This window comes from Streptomyces sp. NPDC051315, assembly GCF_044455165.1.
GTDB lineage: Bacteria > Actinomycetota > Actinomycetes > Streptomycetales > Streptomycetaceae > Streptomyces.
In genome coordinates, this window is record NZ_JBITEN010000007.1 from 351,027 (window position 1) to 374,894 (window position 23,868).

The following is a 23,868-nucleotide window of genomic DNA, read 5'->3' on the forward strand; positions in this document are numbered from 1 at the left end:
TGCACAGGGGCGGGGAGGCGGGCGGTGTGTGAAGGGGAAAAGTCGCCGCGCACCCCGCCCCCGGGCACCCTGAAAGCACCCCCACCTCTTGGCAGGGTCGCCCCCAAGAGGCACGGTGCTGGAAGAGCGCCCGCCCGAGAGGAGCCGCCCGACATGACCGCGAAGATCCTCATCGTCACCGGCGACGCAGCGGAATCCCTGGAGGTCCTCTACCCCTACCAACGCCTCCGCGAGGAGGGTTACGAAGTCCACATCGCGGCCCCCACGCGCAAGCAGCTCCGGTTCGTCGTCCACGACTTCGAACCCGGCTTCGACACCTACACCGAGAAGCCCGGCTACACCTGGCCCGCCGACCTGGCCTTCTCCGAGGTCGACCCCGGCCAGTACGCCGCCGTGGTCATACCCGGGGGACGCGCCCCCGAGTACCTGCGCAACGACCCCGAGCTCCGCAAGATCCTCAAGTCGTTCTTCGACGCCGACAAGCCGGTCGCCCAGATCTGCCACGGTCCCCTCCTCACGGCCGCCACCGACAGCCTGCGCGGCCGCCGCGTCACCGCGTACCCGGCGCTGGAGCTCGACATGCAGACCGCCGGCGCCACCTTCCAGGACACCGAGGCGGTGGTCGACGGCACCCTGGTCTCCTCCCGCGCCTGGCCGGACCACCCGGCCTGGATTCGCGCGTTCCTCACCGTGCTGCGCGCGAAGGCACCGGCGACCTGACCCACCCCGTCAGCGCGGCGCCCTCCGGGGCGCCGCACCTCACCGTCCCTCGCGTCCGTGTCAGGCGGCCATGCCCTCCGCCATCTCGACGGCCTCCTCCAGCGTGTCCACGACCGGCACCCCCACCTCCTCGAGGCTGGCCCGGCCGTGCGAACCGCCGGTGTACAGCACGGCCCGCGCTCCCACGTGCAGCGCCGCCACCGCGTCGTCGGCGGCGTCCCCGATCACCACCGTGCGCTGCGGGTCGATCCCGGCCAGCTCCCGGAGGTGGCGCACCATGTGCTCCGCCTTGCTGCCCCCGGACGGCCCGGTCCGCCCGTCGACCCGGAGGAAGTGCGGCTCGATCCCGAAGCCACGCACCAGCGGAACCAGCTCCTCGTGCACGTACATGCTCAGCAGCGACTGGCTGCCCCCCGCCGACCGCCACCGCGCGAGCAGCTCGGCCGCCCCGTCGGTGAGCGCGCACCGCACCCGGTGCTCGGCGTAATACCGGTGGAAGACGTCGTCCATGACCTCCCACTCGGCGTCGGTGGGCAGTCTGCCCATCAGCCGCTCGTAGAACTTCGGCACCGGCACGCAGTACAGCGAGCGGTACCGCTCCAGTGTGATCGGCTCCAGCCCCAGCTCGACGAACGCCGCGTTCGTCGCCCCGATGATCGCGTCGTTGTCGTGGAACAGTGTGCCGTTCCAGTCCCAGACGATGTGCGCCGCTGACTTCCCCATGCCCGTAAACGTACCCACCGCCACTGACAATCAAGAGAACTGGCGGCACGACGGCCCGGTCGGCCCCGGCTCAGTCCCCGGACGGGTCGGCCCGGGGCGGCGGCTGAGTCCCCGACGGGTCGGCCCCGAGCGGCGGCTGGGCCCTCGGACCTCCGGTCGGCGCCGGGCGGCGGCTCAGTCCCCGGCCCCCACGGTCCGCCCTGGCCGCAGCCCAGTTCCCGGCCCGCCCCCGGTGAACCCACGGGCGGCAGCTCATCCCCGGCCCCCACAGTCCGCCCTGGCCGCAGCCCAGCGCCCGGACCCGCCGCCCCCGGTCGTCGCCAGGTAGCAGCTCAGCCCCCGGCCCCCACGAGGTTGGGGATCTCCTGCGTGGCGAACCACAGCAGCTCATGGTCCTCGGCGCCGTCCACCACGAACTGCGCGTCGTCGTCGCCGCCGTCCGCCGCCGGCAGCGCCTGGGCCGCCGCGGCCACGTCCGCCTCCGCTTCCCCGTGGTCGACATGCACCGAAGCCGCCTTGGCCAGGGGTACGGCCCCGGCCACCCGCACCTCGCCGAGCGCGGCCGGGTCGAGCCCTCGGTCCGGGTCGGCCGTGGCGGTCCCGTCGGGCACGTCCACGGCGACCACGACCCGGCGCCGCGGTGCGGCCGGGTCCGCCGCCAGCAGCCGCAGCGAGGCGAGCGCGGCCCGGCTGAGGGCCGCGTACTCCAGTTCCTCGATGTCGTCGGAGAGGTACCACTCACGCAGCGCGGGCGTGACGGCGTACGCGACGAGCGGCCCGGACCCCAGCTGCCCCGTCTTGTGCGCCTCGGCGAGACCGGGGAGGGTCAGGGGGACGTAGACGCGCATGGTGGGCCGCTCTTTCCTGGTCGGATACTCCGCTCGATGCCCCGGCACGGACAGGTCCCGTACCTCCGGAGCGCCTTCAGGATACGTGCGGGAGTCCCCTTTCGGGTCTTCGCCGAAGGCCCGTACCCGTCAACCCCACGGCCCGGAACTCACCCCAACCGCGCCCGCCCTCTCGGGGTTTTCCGGCCTCCGACCACCCTGATAGGTGAATCTCCCCGGAGCCCTCCGGCGACTCTCCGCGCCCTTGCCGTCACACGCCGCCACCCCGTACAAGATCCACAACAGCAAGTTACCGCCCGGTAGACACCATGACCGGGCCACCGAACGGGGACACCCATGAACAAGGTCATGACCAGGGCCCAGCACACCCCCGGTACCCGCCCGCCGGGCCGCCGCGACACCCGCCGCCCCGCCGGCACACCACCCCACGCCCCGAAGAACGGCACACCCCGCACCACCCGCCACGGCAGCCGCCCGCCGGGGGCCCCGGCCGACTCCCCCACCCGCCCCACCGACCACCGCCTCCCGACCACCACCCTCACCCGCACGACCCCGACCACCACACCCGCCACCGTCCCGGCCCAAGGCCCCCGCCGGCCCCTCGCCCTGCCCCCGCACCCCCACAGCCCCCGCCCCACCGACCTCTTCGCCGACCTCCTCCTCGCCGTGCTCAGCGGCCAGCGCCCCGTCCACTCCATGCTCCGCCACACCCTCGGCCGGGCCTACGACGACCTGGCACACCTCGCCGAGCGCGGCCCGCTGCGCACCACCCACGGCATCCGCCCCGTCATCCGCGACATCGGGTACGACATGCCCCGCCCCGGCGCCATCGAGGCCTTCGCCCGCATCGGCGCCGGCGACCGCCTGCGCGCCATGGCCTTCCGGCTGGAACTCGGCACCGACCGCCGCTGGCGCTGCACCGCCGTCGAACTGGACGGCCCCCGCAGGCCCCACCCCACGGACGACTGAAACCCGGCAGACAGACGGACCGGCGGACAGAGGGCAGACAGAAGGGCAGGCAGACAGAAGGGCCGGACCACCCTCACGGGTGGCCCGGCCCTCCTCAACCCCTACAGGGCGTCACTTCTTACGGCGCCGCCCGGCCTTCGCCTGCTTGCGACGCTCCGCGCGCGTGAGACCGTCGGCCTCCGAGCGAACCGGCTCACCGTCACTGTCGAAGTCACCCTCGATGGTGCCGCCCTCGCCGTCCACCGTCGGCGCCGAGAAGTGCAGGTTCCGCCGCTGCGGAACGTCCAGCCCCTTGGCACGGATCTCCGGACGCCCGTTGGACTGCGCCGGCACCACGTCCTGCTTCTCCATGTCGACCGGCGCGGCGTCCTCGACCGGAACCTCCTCGACCTGCTGCTCCACCTGGACCTCCAGGTTGAACAGGTAGCCGACGGACTCCTCCTTGATGCCGTCCATCATCGCGGTGAACATGTCGAAGCCCTCACGCTGGTACTCGACCAGCGGGTCCTTCTGCGCCATCGCGCGCAGGCCGATGCCCTCCTGGAGGTAGTCCATCTCGTAGAGGTGCTCACGCCACTTGCGGTCCAGCACCGACAGCACGACCCGCCGCTCCAGCTCACGCATGATCTCGGAGCCGAGCTGCGCCTCACGCGCCTCGTACTGCTCGTGGATGTCGTCCTTGATGGACTCGGAGATGAATTCAGCGGTCAGACCGGCCCGGTCACCCGCCGCCTCCTCCAGCTCGTCGACGGTGACCTTCACCGGGTACAGCTGCTTGAACGCGCCCCACAGACGGTCCAGGTCCCAGTCCTCCGCGAAGCCCTCGGCGGTCTCCGCGGCGACATAGGCGTCGATCGTGTCGTCCATGAAGTGCTGGATCTGCTCGTGCAGGTCCTCACCCTCCAGGACGCGGCGCCGCTCACCGTAGATGACCTCACGCTGCCGGTTGAGGACCTCGTCGTACTTCAGGACGTTCTTGCGCGTCTCGAAGTTCTGCTGCTCGACCTGCGACTGGGCCGACGCGATCGCACGCGTCACCATCTTGTTCTCGATCGGCACGTCGTCCGGCACGTTCGCCATGGACATCACGCGCTCGACCATCTGCGCCTTGAACAGCCGCATCAGGTCGTCACCCAGCGACAGGTAGAAACGGGACTCGCCCGGGTCACCCTGACGGCCGGAACGACCCCGCAGCTGGTTGTCGATACGACGCGACTCGTGCCGCTCGGTGCCCAGCACGTACAGCCCGCCGAGCGCCTCGACCTCGTCCTTCTCCGCCTTGACTGCCTGCTCGGCCTTCTCCAGGGCGGCCGGCAGGGCCGCGGCCCACTCCTCGATGTGCTCCTCCGGGTCGAGGCCACGCTGACGCAGCTCCGCCTCGGCGAGGTCCTCCGGGTTGCCGCCGAGCTTGATGTCCGTACCGCGACCGGCCATGTTGGTGGCGACGGTCACGGCGCCCTTGCGGCCGGCCTGGGCGACGATCTGCGCCTCACGCTCGTGGTGCTTGGCGTTCAGCACCTCGTGCTGGATACCGCGCTTGCTGAGCTGCTGCGACAGGTACTCGGACTTCTCGACCGACGTCGTGCCGACGAGGATCGGCTGACCCTTCTCGTGCTTCTCCGCGATGTCGTCGACGACCGCCTCGAACTTCGCGACCTCGGTGCGGTAGATCAGGTCCGACTGGTCCTTGCGCACCATCGGCCGGTTCGTCGGGATCGGGACCACGCCGAGCTTGTAGATCTGGTGGAACTCGGCGGCCTCGGTCATCGCCGTACCGGTCATGCCGGACAGCTTGTTGTACAGGCGGAAGAAGTTCTGCAGGGTGATCGTCGCGAGCGTCTGGTTCTCGTCCTTGATGTCCACCCCTTCCTTCGCCTCGATCGCCTGGTGCATGCCCTCGTTGTAACGACGGCCGGCGAGGATACGACCGGTGTGCTCGTCGACGATCATGACCTCGCCGTCGATGACGACGTAGTCCTTGTCCTTCTTGAAGAGCTCCTTCGCCTTGATGGCGTTGTTCAGGTAGCCCACCAGCGGCGTGTTCACCGACTCGTACAGGTTGTCGATGCCCAGCCAGTCCTCGACCTTGGAGACACCGGCCTCGTGGATGGCGACCGTGCGCTTCTTCTCGTCGACGTCGTAGTCGCCGGTCTCCTCGAGCCCCTTCAGCGGGTTACCGGGCTCGCCGCGCTTGAGGCGCGTCACCAGCTTGGCGAAGTCGCCGTACCACTTGGTGGCCTGGTCGGCGGGGCCGGAGATGATCAGCGGCGTCCGCGCCTCGTCGATGAGGATCGAGTCGACCTCGTCGACGATGGCGAAGTTGTGCCCGCGCTGGACCAGCTCCTCCTTCGACCACGCCATGTTGTCGCGGAGGTAGTCGAAACCGAACTCGTTGTTCGTGCCGTACGTGATGTCGCAGCTGTACTGCTCACGACGCTGCGCCGGCGTCATGTTCCCCAGGATGCAGCCGATACTCAGACCCAGGAACCTGTGGACGCGGCCCATCATCTCGGAGTCGCGCTCGGCCAGGTAGTCGTTGACCGTGATCAGGTGGACGCCGTCCCCGGAGAGGGCGTTCAGATAAGCGGGCAGCGTACCCACCAGGGTCTTGCCCTCACCGGTCTTCATCTCGGCGACGTAACCCATGTGCAGGGCGGCGCCACCCATCAGCTGAACGTCGTAGTGACGCTGGCCGAGGACACGCTTGGCCGCCTCACGCACCGTGGCGAACGCCTCCGGCATCAGGTCGTCGAGGCTCTCACCATCGGCGTACCGCTGCTTGTACTCATCGGTGAGGGCCCGCAGCTCGGCGTCGGAGAGGTCGACGAAATCCTCTTCGATGGAGTTGACCTGGTCCGCGATGCGGTGCAGCTTGCGCAGGATTTTGCCTTCGCCTGCACGCATGATCTTCGAGAGGACGGACACGGGGGTTGGTCTCCTTGCCGGTCGGGCCTGGGACGGTCGGTTTCCATTTGACTTACTGAGCAACGGCCATCGTATGCGAGGACCCCGCCGTGCCGGGAGGCCTGGCGCGGCGAGGACCGCACACGGTCGCGCACGGCTTGCATTTCCTTCTCCGAACAGAACAACGGCCGGGCCCCGCGGATGGTGCCGCGCCCGGCGAACGAATCGCGCGCATGGTGATCACCCGCTCACACACCGCGAAATCTGGCGTCCACGGCACACCCCCGCGCAGAATCAGCCGATGCAGCCCGTCACCCTCACCACCGACCGCCTCGTCCTGCGCCCGCTCGGCCCCCAGGACACCGACGCCCTCCACGCCGCCGCCCAGGACCCCGACATCCAGCGCTGGACCACCATTCCCTCGCCCTACCTCCCCGAACACGCCCGCAGCTTCACCGAACAACTCGCCCCCGAAGGCTGGGCCACCAGCTCCATGTTCACCTTCGGGATCTTCCTCCCCGGCGGAACCCTCGTCGGCGTCAACAGCCTCACCATGCGCTCCCTCGGCACCGCCGAGATCGGCTTCTGGACCGCCAAGGAACACCGCGGCCACGGCTACACCACGGAGGCCACCCTCACCGCCTCCCGCTGGGCCTTCACCGACCTCGCCGTCGACCGCGTCGAATGGCGCGCCGAAGTCGGCAACACCGCCTCCCTCGAGGTCGCGCGACACGCCGGATTCACCCTGGAGGGCACCCTGCGCTCCGCCATCAACAACAAAGGAGTACGCCGCGACTGCTGGGTCGGCTCCCTGCTCCCGTCCGACCTGGGCCTGCCCTCCGCGGCACCGTACCTGCCGGCACCGGGCACCCCGTCCGAGACCTGAGCGCGAGCGACACCCCCGCGCACCTCCGCCCCCTTCCACGAACCCGCAGCTCAGTGCCGCCTGTCAGACCCGCCCCCTATCGTGCGCACCATGACGACCCCGCGCCCGACCGCAGAGCTCTCCGCAGACGAAGCCCGCCGCATCGCGCTACGGGCGCAAGGCTTCCTCGGCACGCCCGACCGCAGAGCCGGCGTCCGCGGCGTCCTGCGCCACCTCGGCGCCGTCCAACTCGACACCATCTCCGTCCTCGCCCGCTCCCACGAACTCATCCCCTACGCCCGCCTGGGAGCCGTAGGCCGCACCGCGGTCGAGAACGCCTACTGGAAGGGCACCCACGCCTTCGAGTACTGGTCCCACGCCGCCTGCATCCTCCCCATCGAGGAATGGCCCCACTTCGCCTTCCGCCGCCGCGCCTACCGCAACCGCCCCCACTGGAACCACCACCTCCCCGAGGGCACCTACGACCAGGTCATCAAGCAGCTCCGCACCGAGGGCCCCCTCACCGCCACGGAGTTGGGCGGCGCGAAGAGGACCAGCGAATGGTGGGACTGGTCCGGCACCAAGGTCGCCGTGGAACGCGCCCTCATGTACGGCGAGGTCGTCTGCGTCGAACGCCGCGGCTGGAAACGCGTGTACGACCTCGCCGAACGCGCCGTCCCGGCCGACCTCCTGCACGACGAACTCGACGACACCGAATGCCTGCGCCGCCTGGTCCGCCTGGCCGGCCAGTCCCTCGGCGTCGGCACCCGCGCGGACCTCGCCGACTACCACCGCCTCAAGGGCGAACAGGTCGACGCGGTGATCGCCGACTCCGGCCTGGTCCCCGTCACCGTCGAGGGCTGGGGCAAACCGGCCTGGGCCGACCCGGCAGCCCTGGGGACACCCCCGCGCGGCCGGCACCGCACCACACTGCTGTCCCCCTTCGACTCCCTCATCTGGGAGCGGGCCCGCACCGAACGCATCTTCGGCTTCACCCACCGCCTGGAGGCGTACGTCCCCAAACAGAAGCGCGTCCACGGCTACTTCGCCATGCCGGTGCTGGCCGGCGGCCGACTCGTCGGCCGCGTCGACCCGGCCCGCGAAGGCCGCACCCTCGTCGCCAAGCAGGTCACCCTGGACGGCCCGAAAGCGGTCCCGGCCGTCGCGCAGGCCCTCGCCGAGGCGGCCACCTGGGTCGACTGCACGGACGTACGGGTGGAACGCGTCGACGCCCCCGACCTGCGCGCCCCCCTCACCAAGGAGGTCACCCGCGCCCTCACCTGACCACCGCCGGGCTACCTGATCTCGAGGATCTTCTCCCGCATCGCGTACACCACCGCCTCCATCCTGGAGTGCAGCTGCAGCTTCTCCAGGATGTTGCGCACGTGGTTCTTCACGGTGTTCTCGGAGATGAACAACTCCTTGGCGATGTCCCGGTTGTTCATTCCCGTGGCGACGAGTTTGAGCACCTCGAGCTCCCGATCCGTCAACCGCGGCGCCGGCACGAGCCGGCGCTCGTCCGTCCGCTGGATCATCGACTTGAACTCGGTGAGCAGTTTCGACGCCATCGAAGGACTGATCTGCGACTGCCCGTCGGCCACGGCGCGAATCGCCGTCGCGACCTCGTCGGTGGAAATCTCCTTCAGGAGATATCCCGTCGCACCCGCCTTGATCGCGTCATAGAGATCGGCCTCCTCATCGCTGATCGTCAACATGATGATCTTCGCGCTGGGAGCCACCTCCTTGATGGAGGTGCACGCCTCGATACCCCCGCGCTTCGGCATCCGTACGTCCATCAGCACGATGTCCGGCAGCAGATCGGCCGCCTTGTCCACGGCCTCGGCGCCGTCACCCGCCTCGCCCACGACCTGGATGTCCTCCTCGGCCGCGAGCACGATCTCCAGTCCCCGACGGAACAGGGCGTGATCGTCCACCACAAGGACTCTGATCGGTTCCTTGCGGGGAGTGCCCGCATCCGGGCCCGTGCCGACGACGCCGTCGACGGCATCCCCGTCATGCATCGGTCCGAAGCTGTCCGCCATCGTTCCTCCCCCTGAAGGCTGTGGCCGTGGTCCTGTGCCATCGCCAACGCAAGGCAACGACCCACCGGTTGAGCCGTTGCCGCCATGATTTCATGCCTGGACGACAACACGGTGACAGAGCGGTGCGCGAAGGGGTCGCACACGGGTGCCCCTGGGGGCGCAAGGGCGCTCCAGGGGCACCTGATCAGCTGTCACAGGACCGGGTCATCCGCCCAGCGCGCCGCCTGCCTCGGGCGCGTGCGCCTGCGTGACCATCGTGTCCGTCCTGAGGTGGATCACGCCGTAGTCGTAGGCGTGCCGCCGGTAAACAACGCTGGGTTCCTTCGTCTCGGAGTCGACGAAGAGGTAGAAGTCGTGCCCGACCAGTTCCATCTCGTAGAGGGCCTGGTCCAGGGTCATCGGGGCGGCGACGTGGGTCTTCTCGCGCACCACGAGGGGGCCGTCGCCCTGCACTTCCAGCGAGCCGATCTTCTTGGTGGGCACGCTGTCGGGTTCCTCGGCCGGGACGGGAAGGCCGTTGCCGCTGAGGGTCGCGACGCCCGGGACGTGGTCGGAGACCTCCGCTGCCGAGATCCGGCGCGCGCCGCGCCGCGTGTAGCGCTTGTCGTGCTGCTTGCGCAGCTGGGCGTCCAGCTTCTCCGCGGCCATGTCGAGTGCCGCGTACGGGTCGCTGGCCGCTGCCTCCGCCCGGATCACCGGACCGCGGGAGCGGAGCGTGATCTCCACTCGGTCGCTCCGGTCTGCCTGTCGGGGGTTGGGCTCCTTGGACACCTCGACGTCGAGGCTGATCACCTTGCCATCGAGCTTCTGGATCTTCTCCAGCTTCAGCTTCTCGGCCACGTGCTTGCGGAACCGCTCGGGCACCTCGGTCTTGCGGCCCTTGACGACGATGTCCACGCAGAACTCCGTTCCCGGATCGCTCCGCATCAACGGCGGAGCATCTCCCTTTTGCACCAGGCTCCGGTGAACCCCGGAACCTCGGACTCGGTGACTTCCACCTCCTCCTCCCCCATGGGCGAGCTCTCACCCCAGGTGCCGCGGGTGAAATGCCGAAAACCGCGGCACGGCATTCGGAATTGAGAGGTGTGGCCTGCGGCTTTCCCTCACAACCGAACATATCTCGCCCGGACGGATGTCGTCACCCTCTACTGCGGCGTACCTCCGTTCAGGTGAATTGACCCTCTCATTAGCTGCAACGAGTCACGTTCTTCGGCAGTTCCGGTCTATTTCGAAGGAGTCCGGCGGCGCTGCCACCACTGCCGCGCAGACCACCTCACCCGCACCGCCGGCGCCCACCGGCCCCGCCGGCACCAGGCCCGCACCTCCTTCCCGTGCTCCGGACGGCCGTACCTCTCTGCCTTCCCGAGTGACGCCTCCGTACACGGCCATCGCACCTTCACCACGTTCCGTCCACGCGACCGCCCCACCACCCCTCCCGGACAGCACCGTGCCGGCGGCCCTGCCGGATGCCACCGCCTCGGCGACGCCGTCCGCCGCTCCGCCGGCCCTGACGACCTCCGCCCTGCCGGCCGACCGCTCCTGCGCCACCGCCGCCCGCACCGCACGGGCCGCCTCCGCGAGCGAGGCACCCGTCGTGACGAGGTCGTCGACGACGACCACCGGCCCTCCGCACAGCACCCGCGCACCACCGGGCACGACCGTCAGCGCGCCCACCAGGTTCTCCAGCCGCTGCCGCGAGCTGAGCCCCGACTGGTCCGCCACCACCCGCCGCTGCCGCAGCACCGCCGCCACCCGCACCGACACCCCCAGCCTGCGCAGCTCACCGGCAGCCGCGAGGGCGATACGACGGGCGGGATCGTGACCACGGGCCCGGACGGCTCGAGGGGCGGAGGGGACGGGGACGAGGAGTACGTGGTGTCCGGGTCGGAATCCGCGTCGGTGTCCGGGGGCGGGTCCGGGGGCGGGTCCGGGTTGGCGTCCGTGTTCGTATCCGGGCCCAAAGCCACGTTCGTATCCGGGGCCGACGCCGCGTTCGTGTCCGGGGGATGGGGGCCCCTCCCCCTCCCCCACCTCCCCCAACCCCACCCACACCGCCCCCGCCAACGCCACTCCCAGCGGTCGCGCCAGTGTCAGCGCCCCGCGTTCCTTGTGGGCCAGCAGCATCGCCCGCACCTCGTCCGCGTAGCGGGCCGCCGCGTGCACGGCGGGCAGCCCGGGCGGCGCGGGCACCGGCCGCACCCGGCGCGGCGCGCTTCCGCCGAGTGCGGCGCGGCACTGGGGGCAGAGCACCGTACGGGCTCGTCCGCAGCCGCCGCACTCGGCCGGCAGGACGAGGCCGGTGAGCTCCTGCCACCATCGCCGAACGCCTTCCACGCCCCTACTGTGCCGCTACGGGCAGCAGTCGGCCACCCCTGTGGAAAACGGCCTGTGGACAACTCGCGGGCGGACGGTCATCAGGCCGTCCGAGGCGGTCGCTCGACTCATCCCACGCGCTCGGCCCCACAGTCCAGCCGGCCCACACGTCAGCCGGCCCCCACAGTCCGGCCGACCGACCCACACCAGCGGACCCCCACAGTCAGCGGGCCCCACACAATCACCCCACGCAAAGGAACCCGAGCAGCAGTCACCCACATCGGTCAGCCGAGAAGACCGACCGATCACCCGGGATAGAACGCGACCGAAGCGGTCTCCTTCAAGGTCCGCCACCCGCTCCCCCCGGGCAGCCACAGCAGCCCGTCCTTGGAGGTGGCGAAGAGCGGCGCCTCGCCGTCCTCGGAGGCGGCGATGCTGGTCACCTCGGTGAGGCCGGGCGGTGTTCCCGTCTCGGGGATGGAGCCGTCGCACTGCACGTACTGCACCTGATCGATGCCGCCGGCCTCGCGTCCGACGACGACGAGCCGGCTGTCCCCGGCCCAGGACATGGTGGTGACCTGTTCCAGCTCGGGTGTCGCGGAGCGCAGTTCCTGGACGGAGACGACGGGCTGTTCCGCGCTCCTGTCCCGTTCGATCCGCCCGATGAGCAGGGACTGTTTGCCGCCCTTGTCCACAACGAGCGCGATCCGTACTCCGTCGGCGGCGACACGTACGGCGTTGATCCGCCCGTCGAGCGCGGGGGTGAGCACTTCGAGGGGCTGACCGCCGCCCTTCTCCAGCAGGAGGAGGCGAGGGGCGGCGGGGTCGCGGTCGGCGATCCACAGGTCGCCCTGGGCGTCCCAGCTGGGAGTGGTCAGCCGGTCGGTCTCGGTCTTGCCGCTGCTCTGCAGGACGGGTGTGCCGAGGGCGCTGCCGGCGACCGTGGAGGTGACGTAGAGGGCCTTGCCGTCGAGGGAGACACCTGCGGCGCTGCGTTCGTCGCGGGCCACGGCCACGGAGCGCAGGGCCTTGCTGCCGTCGCCCAGCGCTCCGGGGACGGGCTCGGCCTTCGCGCTGCTGCCGCCGTTGCTCGTCCGGCGGACGAGCCGGTGGCGGCCGTCGATGAAGTACAGGTGGTCGGGGCTCGTCTCCGCGCCGCGTTCGGCCACGGCCGTGACGCGGTCGTCGCTGAGGACGCACAGTTGTCTGCCGCCCGCGCGCAGCTCGACCTCGTCGACGGTGGGGGTGAGGCTCTGCAAGGTGAACAGCAGCTGTGCGGCCATCTCGTCGCACTTGCCGTGCCCGATGCGGGCCGCCTTGTCGTTGAGCGGCACGGTGAGTTTGTTCTGGTCGTCGGGCGTGAGCGACGTGACGCCCTTGGGCAGCGCGGTGCCGGTGGGGAAGCTGGACCTGACGACGGGCCGCAGCCAGCTGGTGGGCCCGTTGAGCAGGGAGCGCACCATCTGGGTCGTGGGGTCGACGCGTTCGCGCACGTAGACGGGGTCGGCGACGGCCACGGGCTGTCCTGAGCCGACCGAGGTGATGTCGGAGGCGAAGTAGTACTTGTTGACGGACATGTAGTTGCGCTGGAAGTCCGACTTGCCCATGACGACGCCCTGGGGCAGTGCGTCGATGCGCCACTGCGCGGTCTTCTTGTCGCGGGTGAGGTGCACGGTCTGGCTGTAGGGGCCGGAGGCGGGCGCGTACGACTGCTGTGCGTCGATGGTGGCGACCTTGGTACCGGTGAGGGTGAAGGTGTCGTCGTCGGCGTCGCCGCGGCCCTCGGACCGGTCGGCCTCGGCTCCGGGCCCGTCGGCGAGGACCGTCGTGGCGCGCTCCGGTTCCCATCGCTGGGCGGCCCGGGTGGTCAGGTACTGGCGGGCGGTGGAGTAGCGCGGGTCGTCGCTGGTGAGTGCTTCGAGGAAGCCCTGGACGATCTCCAGGGGCGGTGCGTCGTCGCGGGGTGGCATGGCGAACACCCGTACCTGTGTGTCCTGGCGGGGGGTGGACTCCACACCTCGCAGGTCACCGCTGTCGGGCATCGAGGCGCACCCTGCGAGCAGTACGACGCCACAGGCGGCGTACACCGCCGCGCGTCCCGGCGTGCGCCGGTGTCTCCCCTGGCGGTCAGCGCCCACGAAATGCCTCCCCTTGCTCGTCCGAGCCCTTTGCTCCCGCGTCCGCCCCGTCCGCTGCCTCGTCGCGCGCCGTGCTCGTGGCGGGCGGGTCGTCCTGCCGGCGTGCTCCGGAGGTGGGGCGGGGTACGACGCGTGCGCCGTTGCCGGGCAGCGCCGTGGGGTCGGCGGTGGGGGCGATCGTGGTCGTGCGGGGCGTGAGCGGAGCCAGTTGCTCGCCGACCGCCTGTACGGGCACGGTGGCGCTCTTCTCGCCCGAGTGGCGGGGCAGGCCGGCGTCGTCGAGTCCGCGGTTGCGGCGTGAGTCCTTGGGCTCCAGGGGTATGGGGGAGCCCCGGAGCGGCTCGTCGGCGGTCCTGGGCAGCGTCAGGCGGAACTGTGAGCCGCCGCCGGGTTCGCCCCAGGCCTGCAGCCAGCCGCCGTGCAGTCGGGCGTCCTCGAGGGCGATGGACAGGCCCAGTCCGGTGCCGCCGGTGGTACGCGCGCGTGCCGGGTCGGCCCGCCAGAAGCGGCTGAAGACGCGTGTGGCCTCGCCGGGCTTGAGTCCGACGCCGTAGTCGCGTACGGCGACGGCGACGGCGCCGCCCGCCGAGGCGAGTTTGACGACGACGTCCTTGCCCTCGCCGTGCTCCACGGCGTTGACGACGAGGTTGCGCAGGACGCGTTCGACGCGGCGTGCGTCGGCCTCGGCGACGACGGGCTGCTGGTCGCCGAGGACCCGTATGGCCGTGCCCTTGCGTTCGGCGAGCGGCGCGGCCCCGCTGACGACGCGGCGTACGACCTCGCGCAGGTCGATCGGTTCGGCTTCGAGGGCGGCGGCGCCGGCGTCGAAGCGGCTGATCTCCAGCAGATCGGCGAGCAGCGATTCGAAGCGGTCGAGCTGGTCGGCGAGGAGTTCCGCGGACCGCGCGGTCACCGGGTCGAAGTCCTCGCGTGCCTCATGGATGACGTCGGCGGCCATGCGTACGGTCGTCAGCGGTGTCCGCAGTTCGTGCGACACGTCGGAAACGAACCGTCGCTGCATCCGTGACAGGTCCTCCAGCTGGTTGATCTTCAGCTGGAGGTTCTGCGCCATCTTGTTGAAGGCTTCGCCGAGCCGTGCGATGTCGTCCTCGCCGGTGACCTTCATCCGTTCCTGGAGGCGTCCGGCGGACAGCCGCTCGGCGATCCCGGCGGCCATCCGCACGGGCGTGACGACCTGCCGCACCACGAGCCAGGCGATGGCTCCGAGGAGTACGACGACGAAGAGCCCGGCGGTCGCGAGGGTGCCCTTGACGAGGCTGAGGGACTTCTCCTCCTGGGTGAGCGGGAAGAGGTAGTACAGCTCGTAGGGCTCGCCGGTGGGGTCGTTGACCCGCTTGCCGATGACGAGGGCCGGCTGGGACTCCTTGTTGTTGCCGTAGATGATGCGGGTGTAGCTCTGGGCTGCGCCGGTGCTGGTGTTGATGCGGACGCGCAGGTCTTCCGGGACGCTCTGGTTGGGCCGGACGTCGCCGGAGGCGCGCGGTCCGCGTCCGCCGCCGCTGTCGTCGCCGGTGGGCAGGGTCACGACGTCGAAGGCGCCCTGGCCGCCGCTGGAGAGGGACGAGACCAGTTCGCTCATCCATTGGATGACGTTCTGCGAGGCCTGGCCGTCCCCGGCGGTTCCGTCGCCGGCGGCCGCGGTGGCCGCTTCGTCGGCTTTCTGTTTGGCGACGGCGAAGCCGCCGGTGGCCTGGCTCTGGGAGGCCTTGACCTTGGCGTCCAGCAGCCCGTTGCGGACCTGCCCGATGACGACGAAGCCGAGCAGCAGCACGACGCCGAGCGACATCAGCAAGGTGGTGGCGACGACTTTGAGCTGGATGTTGCGTCGCCACAGCCGCATGACGGGCAGCAGCGGCCGCCGCACCCAGCGCAGCAGCAGCCTCAGGACGGGGCTGTTGTGTATGCCGCCCTGCAGCAGTCCGCCGGCGAAGAGATGCCTGAGGCGCGAGCCCGCCGTCTTGCGCGAGCCCGTCGTCTTCCGGCCGACAGGCCGCTCCGGCCGGGCCCCGGACCGGCCGGGGGCCGAAGCGGCACTGTCTCCGGACATGTCAGCTCGGTCCTGCCTTGTATCCGACGCCACGGACGGTCACCACGATCTCCGGCCGCTCCGGGTCCTTCTCGACCTTGGAACGCAGCCGCTGTACATGCACGTTGACCAGACGGGTGTCGGCCGCGTGCCGGTAGCCCCACACCTGCTCCAGCAGCACCTCGCGCGTGAACACCTGCCACGGCTTGCGTGCGAGCGCGACCAGCAGGTCGAACTCGAGCGGCGTCAGCGCGATCGACTGCCCGTCCCGCTTCACGGAGTGGCCGGCCACGTCGATGACGAGGTCACCGATGGCGAGCTGCTCCGGCGCGGGCTCCTCCGACCTCCGCAGCCGCGCCCGGATCCGGGCGACCAGCTCCTTCGGCTTGAACGGCTTGACGATGTAGTCGTCGGCGCCCGACTCCAGCCCGACGACGACGTCGACGGTGTCGCTCTTGGCCGTGAGCATCACGATCGGCACCCCGGACTCTCCCCTGATCAGGCGGCAGACCTCGATGCCGTCCCGTCCGGGAAGCATCAGGTCCAGCAGCACCAGGTCGGGTTTGGTCTCACGGAAAGCGGCCAGCGCCTTGTCGCCGTCGGCTACGAAAGACGGCTCAAAACCTTCACCACGCAGCACAATGCCGAGCATCTCGGCCAGTGCGGTGTCGTCGTCGACGACAAGGACTCGTCCCTTCATAAACGACATCATCCCATTCTCATAACAGTGACAGTGGCGCTGGTGAGCAGGGTCACTGGCCCGTGACGATAGTCGTAGGGAGTCGTCACTGTCTGCCCCCGTCCCCCGTTGCCGATGTCGCCACGACCCGGAGGGCGGGGTGTTCGTTCAGGACACCGCCGTGAACGAGACCCCGCCCCCGCAGGACGAGCCGATCCGAGGCCCCGGACGGAACCGAACAGAAGCGATCTGAAGGCCGCCACCGACCGGACCGATCCAAGCCCCGGACGGACCGATTCAAGTCCTGGGCGGACCGGTCCGAAGCCCGATCGGAACCGACCGCAACCAATGCAGAAGCCTTGGACGGGCCCAGACCCGCCCCGAGGCCGGAACGCGGCCTCCGCAGACCCCCGCCCAGCCCGGGCCCCGCCCCGAGCCCGGACCCCGGCTCCCGCCCCCGATCAGCCGGTCGTCACCTGACGCGACCGCGCGCACAGCTCGGCAAGCCCCTCGGCCGTCACCGGCGACACGACCCCTTCCTCCGTGACGATCGCCGTCACCAGCTCGGGCGGCGTCACGTCGAAGGCCGGGTTGTACGCCTGCGTCCCCAGCGGCGCGACCGGAATCCCGCCTCCCGGTCCCGACACCTGCGCCTGGGGCGCGGTCACCTCCGTCACCTCGAACCCGGGCCGCTGCTCGACCTCGATCGACGCCCCGTCGGGGGTGTCCGCGTCCACCGTCGTCACCGGCGCGACCACGATGAACGGCACATGGTGGTACCGGGCGAGCACCGCGAGCGGATAGCTCCCCACCTTGTTCGCCACCGATCCGTCGGCCGCTATGCGGTCCGCCCCGATCAGCACCGCGTCCACTTCCCCGGCCGCGAACAGCGACCCCGCCGCGTTGTCGGTGAGCAGGGTGTACCCCATGCCGTTGCGGGCCGCCTCGTACGCGGTCAGGCGGGCGCCCTGCAGCAGGGGACGCGTCTCGTCCACCCACAGCCGACGCAGCCGCCCGGTCCGGTGTGCCGCCAGCGCCACCGCGAACGCCGTGCCCTCCCCGCCGGACACCAGCGAGCCGGTGTTGCAGTGGGTGAGGATCCGGTGCCCACCGCCGGGCAGCAGTTCGTCGAGGAGGGTCAGCCCGTGCTCCGCCATCCGCGCGCTCGCCTCGGCGTCCTCCCGGTGCAGCTGTCGCGCGGCGGCCAGGGCGGCCCGGGCACCCTGCTCGGGATCACCGCCCTTGGCGAGCTCCGCACGGTAGGCGGAGCTCGCCCGGCGGACACCGACGGACAGGTTCACCGCGGTGGGCCGGGCGCCCTCGAGCGCGACCGCGGCCGCGTCCACGTCGAAGCCGCGCGCGGCGGCGAGCGCGACGCCGTACGCGCCGGCGATGCCGAGCAGCGGCGCCCCGCGCACGGCGAGCGAACGGATCGCCTCCACCAGCGCGGACGCGTCGGTACAGACCAGTTCGACCTCCTCGGCCGGCAGCCTCGTCTGGTCCAGTAGCACCAGTACGGGACCTTCGGGTGGTTCCTCCCAGCGGATCGCCGGTATGTCGGTGGGCCGCTTGTCCTCGCCGGATTGCGCGTACTGATCAGCCATGCGGTCAGTCTGCCCGTTATCCGGCGGACAATTGAAGGTGTCCGGCCCCGACCGCGGCCGGTCCCTCGATGACCACCCCATGGCACGATGGCCTCCAACCTGCCGCCGCGACCGCGGACGGGCACCGTGAAGGAGCGACGATGAACGACACTCCGGGCTGGGCCTCGCCCGGATCCGCCCCGTCCGACGGACAGGAGCCCGGGGCGTCCCACCCTGCCGAGCCCGCCGACCGGCCCGGCGGTCCGCAGCCCGCGGACCAGCCGGCCCAGAATCCGGAGGGCGCCGGCACGAAGTGGTCGAAGGAGCAGCCCCCACCGGCCCAGTGGTCCGCGCCCGCAGGACCGCAGAACCCCGCGCAGCCTCCCCCGCCTCCCCCGCCCGGCCCGGGCTGGGGCCCCCGCCCGCCCGGCGGCCCCGGCGGCGGATACGGCCCCGGCGGCCACGGGGGCTACGGCGGTTACGGCGCTCCCGCCGGCTGGGGAGCCGGCTGGGGCGGCCCCCCGCCCGCGGCCAAGCCCGGCGTGATCCCGCTCCGCCCGCTCGGCGTGGGCGAGATCCTCGACGGCGCCGTCTCCACCATGCGCACCCACTGGCGCACGGTCCTGGGCATCTCGCTGACGGTCGCCGTCGTCGTCCAGGTCGTCGTCGTCCTGCTCCAGGGCCTGGTCCTGAACGACACCGCGAGCACGACCGCTCTCACCGACCCGAGCGCCACCCTCGACGAGCAGACCCGCGCCATGCGCGACACCCTGCTGAACTCCGGTGTCGTCTTCCTGATCGCCCTCATCGGCACGATCGCGGCGACCGCTCTCCTGACGACCGTCACCAGCCGCGCGGTCCTCGGCAAGTCGGTCACCACGGGTGAGGCCTGGCGCGACGCCCGCCCCCAGGTGCCCCGGCTGTTCGGCCTGATCTTCCTCATGCTGCTGATGGCGGCCGGTGTCGCCGCCCTGGGCGTCCTGCCGGGCGCCCTGATGGACAGCAGCGCGGGCGACGCGTTGGCGGTCCTGGGCAGCCTCGGGTCCGTCGTCGTCGTGGTGTGGCTGCTGGTCCGCTTCTCGCTCGCCTCCCCGGCGCTGATGCTGGAGAAGCAGGGCATCAAGAAGTCGCTGAGCCGCTCCGCGAAGCTGGTGCGCGGCTCCTGGTGGCGGATCTTCGGCATCCAGCTGCTGTCCCTGATCATCGCGAACATCGTCGCGATGATCGTCGTCGTCCCCTTCGCGCTCCTCGGTGCCGCCCTCAGCGAAGGCGGTCTCGGCTCCTTGGCGAACGGCAGCGGCGACCTCGGGTGGACCTACCTCATCGTCAGCGGCGTCGGCTCGGTGATCGGCTCCTTGATCACCTTCCCGATCACCGCAGGTGTCTCCGTCCTCCTCTACATCGACCAGCGCATCCGCCGCGAGGCCCTCGACCTCGACCTGGCCCGCGCAGCCGGCGTCCAGGGCTACGGAACCCCCTCCCCCGGCACCACTGCGGGGAGCTGATGCGGTGAGCCCGGCGGGGGGAGTTCTCACGGCACTGCCGGCGCTGTCGGGCGGCGGCAGTGCCACCTCAGCACTGCCCGGCGTGGACGCCCCGCCACACGCCGCCGGCCGGGCCGCACACGCCCTGCTGCGGACCGGCGACGGCTCCGCGCTGTCCTGGGCGCGCGGCGACGAGCCGCCGGTGACCATCCCGCGCGACCCCGCGCGGGAAGCGGCCCGCCGCGAACTGTCCAAGCAGCTGTACCACGAGAACGACCCCAGCCTGTTCGAGCGCGCGCTGAACAGCGTGTGGGACTGGATCGGCGACCTGTTCGGCGCCGCCTCCACCGCCGCCCCGGGCGGCACACTCGGCCTGGTCGTCATCGTCCTGGCCGTCATCGCCGCCCTGGCCGCCCTGTGGTGGCGCCTCGGCACCCCCCGCCGCCTTCCCCCCTCCTCCGCCGCCCTCTTCGACGACCGCCCCCGCACCGCCGCCGACCACCGCGCGGCCGCCGAAGCGCACGCCGCCCAGGGCCACTGGAACCAGGCACTCCAGGAACGCATGCGGGCCATCGTCCGCTCCCTGGAGGAACGCGCCCTTCTCGACACCCGTCCCGGCCGCACCGCCGACGAGGCCGCCGCGGAGGCCGGCCGCACCCTTCCGGCCCACACCGACCGGCTGCGCGCCGCCGCCCGCGACTTCGACGACGTCACATACGGCGGCCGCACGGCGACCGAGCAGGCGTACCACCGCATCGCCGGCCTCGACCGCGACCTGGACGCCACCAAGCCCCGAATCGCCCACAGCAGCGCCCCCACCGCGGAGCACCCCACCCGCCAGGGGGACAACGGATGACGACCGAGGTCCCGCTCCCGTCCACCTCGGCCTCGCCCACCGCCCGCCACCTGTGGACCCGCACGCGAGGGATCGCCCTCGCCTTCCTGCTCCTCCTGGCCGGAGCCGTCGCCCTCGCCGCGCTCCGCTCCGACGCCCGGCACGGCGCCCTCGACCCCCGCTCCGCCGACCCCTACGGCAGCCGCGCCGTGACCGAACTCCTCTCCGACCGCGGTGTCACCACCCGGGTCGTCACCACCCTGGCCGACGCCCGCGCCGCCGCAGCCCCGGACACCACGCTCCTGATCGCCACCCCCGACCTCCTGACGGAACGCCAGCAAACCCGACTGCACGCGGCGACCGCGACCTCCGGCGGCCGTACGGTCCTCGTCGCCCCCGGCAGCTGGTCCGTGGAGACCCTCGCCCCCGGCGTCACCGCGGACCCCGCCGCCAGCCGCAGCTCCCTGCTCTCCCCCGACTGCGACCTGCCCGCCGCCCGCAGCGCCGGCACCGCCGAGACCGGCGGCATCCGCTACACCAACCTCCACTCCGACGCGGACGAGTGCTACCCCAGCAACCGCCTCGCCACCCTGCTGCGCATCCCCGACGCCTCCGGCGACGGCGACACCGTCATCCTCGGCGCCCCCGACATCCTCTCCAACGATCGCCTCGACCAGCAGGGCAACGCCTCGCTCGCCCTCCAACTCCTCGGCTCCCGCCCCCATCTCGTCTGGTACCTCCCCTCACTCTCCGACCCCTCCGCCACCGACCCCGACGACGAGAAGGGCTTCTTCGAGCTGCTCCCCTCCGGCTGGCTCTGGGGCACCCTGCAACTCCTCATCGCCGCGGCCCTCGCCGCCCTCTGGCGGGCACGCCGACTCGGCCCTCTCGTACCGGAGAAACTCCCCGTGGCGATCCGCGCCTCCGAAACCGTCGAAGGCCGCGCCCGCCTCTACCGCAAGGCCAACGCCCGCGACCGCGCGGCCACCGCTCTTCGCTCCACCACCCGCACCCGCCTCGCCCCTCTCGTAGGCATCCCCGTCACCCGGGCCCACACACCCGAAGCCCTCATCCCCGCCCTGTCCGCCCACCTCAACGCCGACGGACAGTCCCTGCACACCCTCCTCTTCGGCCCACCACCCGGCGACGACACAGCCCTGACCGCCCTCGCCGACCGACTCGACGCCCTCGAAAGAGAGGTACGCCGTCCATGATGGCCCCGACCACTGACAACGCCGGGAACACCGGGGACCCGGGCAACGCCCGGGCCTCCCTCGAAGCCCTGCGCGCCGAGATCGCCAAGGCCGTGGTCGGCCAGGACCCCGCCGTGACCGGCCTCGTCGTCGCCCTCCTCTGCCGCGGACACGTCCTCTTGGAAGGGGTCCCCGGCGTCGCCAAGACGCTGCTCGTCCGCGCCCTCGCCTCCGCACTCGAACTCGACACCAAACGCGTCCAGTTCACCCCCGACCTCATGCCCAGCGACATCACCGGCTCCCTGGTCTACGACGCCCGCACCGCCGAGTTCTCCTTCCAGCCCGGCCCGGTCTTCACCAACCTCCTCCTCGCCGACGAGATCAACCGCACCCCGCCCAAGACCCAGTCGTCCCTCCTCGAAGCCATGGAGGAACGCCAGGTCACCGTCGACGGCACCCCCCGCCCCCTCCCCGACCCGTTCCTGGTCGCCGCCACCCAGAACCCGGTCGAGTACGAGGGCACCTACCCCCTCCCCGAGGCCCAGCTCGACCGCTTCCTCCTCAAACTCACCATCCCCCTCCCCTCCCGCCAGGACGAGATCGACGTCCTCACCCGCCACGCCGAAGGCTTCAACCCCCGCGACCTGCACGCCGCCGGCGTCCGCCCGGTAGCAGGCCCCGCCGACCTCGAAGCCGCCCGCGCGGGAGTCGCCAAGACGACGATCTCTCCCGAGATCACCGCCTACGTCGTCGACATCTGCCGCGCCACCCGCGAATCACCGTCCCTCACCCTCGGCGTCTCCCCCCGCGGCGCGACCGCCCTCCTGGCCACCTCACGCGCCTGGGCATGGCTGACCGGCCGCGACTACGTCATCCCCGACGACGTCAAAGCCCTCACCCTGCCGACCCTGCGCCACCGCGTCCAACTCCGCCCGGAGGCCGAAATGGAAGGCGCCACAGCCGACTCCGTCATCACGGCGATCCTCGCCCACGTCCCCGTCCCCCGCTGATGGCCCTCACCGGACGCGCCGCCCTCCTCGCGGCCCTCGGCTCCCTCCCCGTCGGCATCTGGGAACCCGGCTGGACGGGCATCCTCGCCGTCAACGCCCCGCTGGCCGCCGCCTGCGCCTGCGACTTCGTCCTGGCCGCCCCCGTACGCCGCCTGCGCCTGACCCGCTCCGGCGACACCTCCGTACGCCTCGGCGACACCGCGGACGTCACCCTCACGATCACCAACCCGTCCCGCCGCCCCCTGCGCGCCCGCCTCCGGGACGCCTGGCCTCCCAGCAGCTGGCAGCCCGGCACGGACATCACCGCCTCACGCCACCAGCTCACCATCCCCGCCGGTGAACGCCGCCGCATCACCACCCGCCTGAGCCCCACCCGTCGCGGTGACCGCCACGCCGACCGCATCACCATCCGTTCATACGGCCCCCTCGGCCTCTTCTCCCGCCAAGGCACCCACAAGGTCCCCTGGACCGTACGCGTCCTCCCCCCGTTCACCAGCCGCAAGCACCTCCCCTCGAAACTGGCCCGCCTCCGCGAACTCGACGGCCGCACCAGCGCCCTGACCCGAGGCGAGGGAACGGAATTCGACAGCCTGCGCGAATACGTCCCCGGCGACGACACCCGCTCCATCGACTGGCGCGCCACCGCCCGCCAGACAGCAGTCGCCGTCCGCACCTGGCGCCCCGAACGCGACCGCCACATCCTGCTCGTCCTCGACACCGGCCGCACCTCCGCAGGCCGCGTGGGAAACGCGCCCCGTCTCGACGCCTCCATGGACGCGGCCCTGCTCCTGGCCGCGCTCGCCTCCCGCGCCGGCGACCGAGTCGACCTCCTCGCCTACGACCGCCGCGTTCGCGCCCTGGTCCAGGGCAGAACGGCCCGGGACGTCCTGCCGTCCCTCGTCACCGCGATGGCCACCCTGGAACCGGAACTGATCGAAACGGACGCCCGCGGCCTCACCGCCACGGCCCTGCGTACGGCCCCTCGCCGCTCCCTGATCGTCCTCCTGACGGCACTCGACGCCGCCCCCGTGGAGGAAGGCCTGCTCCCGGTCCTGCCACAACTCACGCAGCGCCACACTGTGCTGGTCGCCTCAGTGGCCGACCCGCACATCGCCCGCATGGCCACATCCCGCGGCACCCCCGATGCCGTCTACGAGGCCGCAGCCGCAGCTCAGGCCCAGACGGAACGCCACCGCACCACCGAACAACTCCGCCGCCACGGTGTCACGGTCGTCGACGCAACACCGGACGCCCTGGCGCCGGCCCTGGCGGACGCATATCTGGCCCTGAAAGCAGCCGGACGCCTATAACGAAAAAACGGGCTCTCGCAGGAGAGCCCGACAAAAGCGCATACAAGATCCCGAACGCAGAAAACCCCCGCACCATACGGTGCGGGGGTTCCTTAAAATTTGTTCGGCGACGTCCTACTCTCCCACAGGGTCCCCCCTGCAGTACCATCGGCGCTGTAAGGCTTAGCTTCCGGGTTCGGAATGTAACCGGGCGTTTCCCTCACGC

At 71.3% G+C, this 23,868-nt stretch carries 19 protein-coding genes and 1 rRNA gene; 9 read left to right on the forward strand and 11 right to left on the reverse strand.

All coding sequences use genetic code 11. The features are described 5' to 3' along the window. The first annotated feature begins 153 nt into the window (after window positions 1–153). Window positions 154–720, forward strand: coding sequence for a DJ-1/PfpI family protein (locus tag ACIBBD_RS16620; protein WP_399420098.1), 567 nt, complete (start codon window positions 154–156; stop codon window positions 718–720). Window positions 721–780: 60 nt separating this feature from the next. Here ACIBBD_RS16620 and ACIBBD_RS16625 read toward each other — a convergent pair whose 3' ends face one another. Both ACIBBD_RS16625 and ACIBBD_RS16630 read right to left on the reverse strand, forming a co-directional pair. Continuing rightward, a complete protein-coding gene (locus ACIBBD_RS16625) occupies window positions 781–1,443 on the reverse strand; it encodes an HAD family hydrolase (protein WP_399420099.1) in 663 nt (220 codons plus the stop codon). Window positions 1,444–1,775: 332 nt separating this feature from the next. Further along, entirely contained in the window at window positions 1,776–2,291 is a 516-nt protein-coding gene (locus ACIBBD_RS16630; protein WP_399420100.1) for a DUF6912 family protein, read from the reverse strand. A 336-nt stretch (window positions 2,292–2,627) separates the two neighbouring features. On the opposite strand from ACIBBD_RS16630, the gene ACIBBD_RS16635 reads away from it, so the two are divergent. Next, complete coding sequence (locus ACIBBD_RS16635) at window positions 2,628–3,260, forward strand: Rv3235 family protein (RefSeq protein ID WP_399420101.1); 633 nt, start codon at window positions 2,628–2,630, stop codon at window positions 3,258–3,260. Window positions 3,261–3,371: 111 nt separating this feature from the next. Here ACIBBD_RS16635 and secA read toward each other — a convergent pair whose 3' ends face one another. Next, window positions 3,372–6,185, reverse strand: coding sequence for a preprotein translocase subunit SecA (secA, locus tag ACIBBD_RS16640; RefSeq protein WP_399420102.1), 2,814 nt, complete (start codon window positions 6,183–6,185; stop codon window positions 3,372–3,374). Window positions 6,186–6,465: 280 nt separating this feature from the next. Here secA and ACIBBD_RS16645 point away from each other — a divergent pair, with 280 nt between their 5' ends. Then, complete coding sequence (locus tag ACIBBD_RS16645; protein ID WP_399420103.1) at window positions 6,466–7,050, forward strand: GNAT family N-acetyltransferase; 585 nt, start codon at window positions 6,466–6,468, stop codon at window positions 7,048–7,050. Between the two features lie 90 nt (window positions 7,051–7,140). Beyond that, window positions 7,141–8,313 carry a winged helix-turn-helix domain-containing protein gene (locus ACIBBD_RS16650; protein ID WP_399420104.1) on the forward strand — a complete coding sequence of 391 codons (1,173 nt, stop codon included), beginning with the start codon at window positions 7,141–7,143 and terminating at the stop codon, window positions 8,311–8,313. An 11-nt stretch (window positions 8,314–8,324) separates the two neighbouring features. Here ACIBBD_RS16650 and ACIBBD_RS16655 read toward each other — a convergent pair whose 3' ends face one another. The 7 genes from ACIBBD_RS16655 to mtnA all read right to left on the reverse strand — a co-directional run bounded on the left by ACIBBD_RS16655 (window position 8,325) and on the right by mtnA (window position 17,852). Then, a complete protein-coding gene (locus tag ACIBBD_RS16655; protein WP_399420105.1) occupies window positions 8,325–9,071 on the reverse strand; it encodes a response regulator in 747 nt (248 codons plus the stop codon). Window positions 9,072–9,275: 204 nt separating this feature from the next. Further along, entirely contained in the window at window positions 9,276–9,968 is a 693-nt protein-coding gene (gene hpf / locus ACIBBD_RS16660) for a ribosome hibernation-promoting factor, HPF/YfiA family (protein ID WP_399420106.1), read from the reverse strand. Window positions 9,969–10,271: 303 nt separating this feature from the next. Beyond that, window positions 10,272–11,405 (reverse strand): ComF family protein, encoded by a 1,134-nt coding sequence (locus ACIBBD_RS16665; protein ID WP_399420107.1) that lies wholly within the window; start codon window positions 11,403–11,405, stop codon window positions 10,272–10,274. A 284-nt stretch (window positions 11,406–11,689) separates the two neighbouring features. Continuing rightward, window positions 11,690–13,522: an LpqB family beta-propeller domain-containing protein gene (locus ACIBBD_RS16670; protein WP_399420108.1), complete on the reverse strand. Its 1,833-nt coding sequence runs from the start codon at window positions 13,520–13,522 to the stop codon at window positions 11,690–11,692. After that, window positions 13,512–15,590 carry an MtrAB system histidine kinase MtrB gene (gene mtrB / locus ACIBBD_RS16675; RefSeq protein WP_399420109.1) on the reverse strand — a complete coding sequence of 693 codons (2,079 nt, stop codon included), beginning with the start codon at window positions 15,588–15,590 and terminating at the stop codon, window positions 13,512–13,514. The genes ACIBBD_RS16670 and mtrB overlap by 11 nt, the downstream gene beginning before the upstream one ends. A 1-nt stretch (window position 15,591) precedes the next feature. Continuing rightward, window positions 15,592–16,281, reverse strand: a complete 690-nt coding sequence (gene mtrA / locus ACIBBD_RS16680; RefSeq protein WP_218516846.1) for a two-component system response regulator MtrA — start codon at window positions 16,279–16,281, stop codon at window positions 15,592–15,594. Window positions 16,282–16,709: 428 nt separating this feature from the next. Further along, window positions 16,710–17,852, reverse strand: coding sequence for an S-methyl-5-thioribose-1-phosphate isomerase (gene mtnA / locus ACIBBD_RS16685; RefSeq protein ID WP_399420110.1), 1,143 nt, complete (start codon window positions 17,850–17,852; stop codon window positions 16,710–16,712). A gap of 140 nt (window positions 17,853–17,992) precedes the next feature. Between mtnA and ACIBBD_RS16690 the strand changes: the two genes are divergently transcribed. The 5 genes from ACIBBD_RS16690 to ACIBBD_RS16710 are packed head-to-tail and all read left to right on the forward strand — an operon-like array spanning window position 17,993 to window position 23,663. After that, window positions 17,993–19,336, forward strand: a complete 1,344-nt coding sequence (locus tag ACIBBD_RS16690; RefSeq protein WP_399420111.1) for a glycerophosphoryl diester phosphodiesterase membrane domain-containing protein — start codon at window positions 17,993–17,995, stop codon at window positions 19,334–19,336. Between the two features lie 4 nt (window positions 19,337–19,340). Then, window positions 19,341–20,171 carry a DUF4129 domain-containing protein gene (locus tag ACIBBD_RS16695; protein WP_399420112.1) on the forward strand — a complete coding sequence of 277 codons (831 nt, stop codon included), beginning with the start codon at window positions 19,341–19,343 and terminating at the stop codon, window positions 20,169–20,171. Beyond that, window positions 20,168–21,364: a DUF4350 domain-containing protein gene (locus ACIBBD_RS16700; protein ID WP_399420113.1), complete on the forward strand. Its 1,197-nt coding sequence runs from the start codon at window positions 20,168–20,170 to the stop codon at window positions 21,362–21,364. Before ACIBBD_RS16695 ends, ACIBBD_RS16700 begins: the two co-directional genes overlap by 4 nt. Further along, a complete protein-coding gene (locus ACIBBD_RS16705; RefSeq protein ID WP_399420115.1) occupies window positions 21,361–22,353 on the forward strand; it encodes an AAA family ATPase in 993 nt (330 codons plus the stop codon). Before ACIBBD_RS16700 ends, ACIBBD_RS16705 begins: the two co-directional genes overlap by 4 nt. Next, complete coding sequence (locus ACIBBD_RS16710) at window positions 22,353–23,663, forward strand: DUF58 domain-containing protein (RefSeq protein WP_399420116.1); 1,311 nt, start codon at window positions 22,353–22,355, stop codon at window positions 23,661–23,663. The genes ACIBBD_RS16705 and ACIBBD_RS16710 overlap by 1 nt, the downstream gene beginning before the upstream one ends. 101 nt (window positions 23,664–23,764) lie before the next feature. On the opposite strand, the gene rrf is transcribed toward ACIBBD_RS16710, so the two are convergent. Continuing rightward, window positions 23,765–23,868 (reverse strand): 5S ribosomal RNA (gene rrf / locus ACIBBD_RS16715); the annotation flags it as partial.

Excerpts from the sequence above, each read along its gene's own strand:
- ACIBBD_RS16620 (WP_399420098.1), top strand. The coding sequence starts at position 154 with ATGACCGCGAAGATCCTCATCGTCACCGGCGACGCAGCGGAATCCCTG.
- ACIBBD_RS16625 (WP_399420099.1), bottom strand. The coding sequence starts at position 1,443 with ATGGGGAAGTCAGCGGCGCACATCGTCTGGGACTGGAACGGCACACTG.
- ACIBBD_RS16630 (WP_399420100.1), bottom strand. The coding sequence starts at position 2,291 with ATGCGCGTCTACGTCCCCCTGACCCTCCCCGGTCTCGCCGAGGCGCAC.
- ACIBBD_RS16635 (WP_399420101.1), top strand. The coding sequence starts at position 2,628 with ATGAACAAGGTCATGACCAGGGCCCAGCACACCCCCGGTACCCGCCCG.
- ACIBBD_RS16645 (WP_399420103.1), top strand. The coding sequence starts at position 6,466 with ATGCAGCCCGTCACCCTCACCACCGACCGCCTCGTCCTGCGCCCGCTC.
- ACIBBD_RS16650 (WP_399420104.1), top strand. The coding sequence starts at position 7,141 with ATGACGACCCCGCGCCCGACCGCAGAGCTCTCCGCAGACGAAGCCCGC.
- ACIBBD_RS16655 (WP_399420105.1), bottom strand. The coding sequence starts at position 9,071 with ATGGCGGACAGCTTCGGACCGATGCATGACGGGGATGCCGTCGACGGC.
- mtrB (WP_399420109.1), bottom strand. The coding sequence starts at position 15,590 with ATGTCCGGAGACAGTGCCGCTTCGGCCCCCGGCCGGTCCGGGGCCCGG.
- mtrA (WP_218516846.1), bottom strand. The coding sequence starts at position 16,281 with ATGATGTCGTTTATGAAGGGACGAGTCCTTGTCGTCGACGACGACACC.
- mtnA (WP_399420110.1), bottom strand. The coding sequence starts at position 17,852 with ATGGCTGATCAGTACGCGCAATCCGGCGAGGACAAGCGGCCCACCGAC.
- ACIBBD_RS16690 (WP_399420111.1), top strand. The coding sequence starts at position 17,993 with ATGAACGACACTCCGGGCTGGGCCTCGCCCGGATCCGCCCCGTCCGAC.
- ACIBBD_RS16700 (WP_399420113.1), top strand. The coding sequence starts at position 20,168 with ATGACGACCGAGGTCCCGCTCCCGTCCACCTCGGCCTCGCCCACCGCC.
- ACIBBD_RS16705 (WP_399420115.1), top strand. The coding sequence starts at position 21,361 with ATGATGGCCCCGACCACTGACAACGCCGGGAACACCGGGGACCCGGGC.
- ACIBBD_RS16710 (WP_399420116.1), top strand. The coding sequence starts at position 22,353 with ATGGCCCTCACCGGACGCGCCGCCCTCCTCGCGGCCCTCGGCTCCCTC.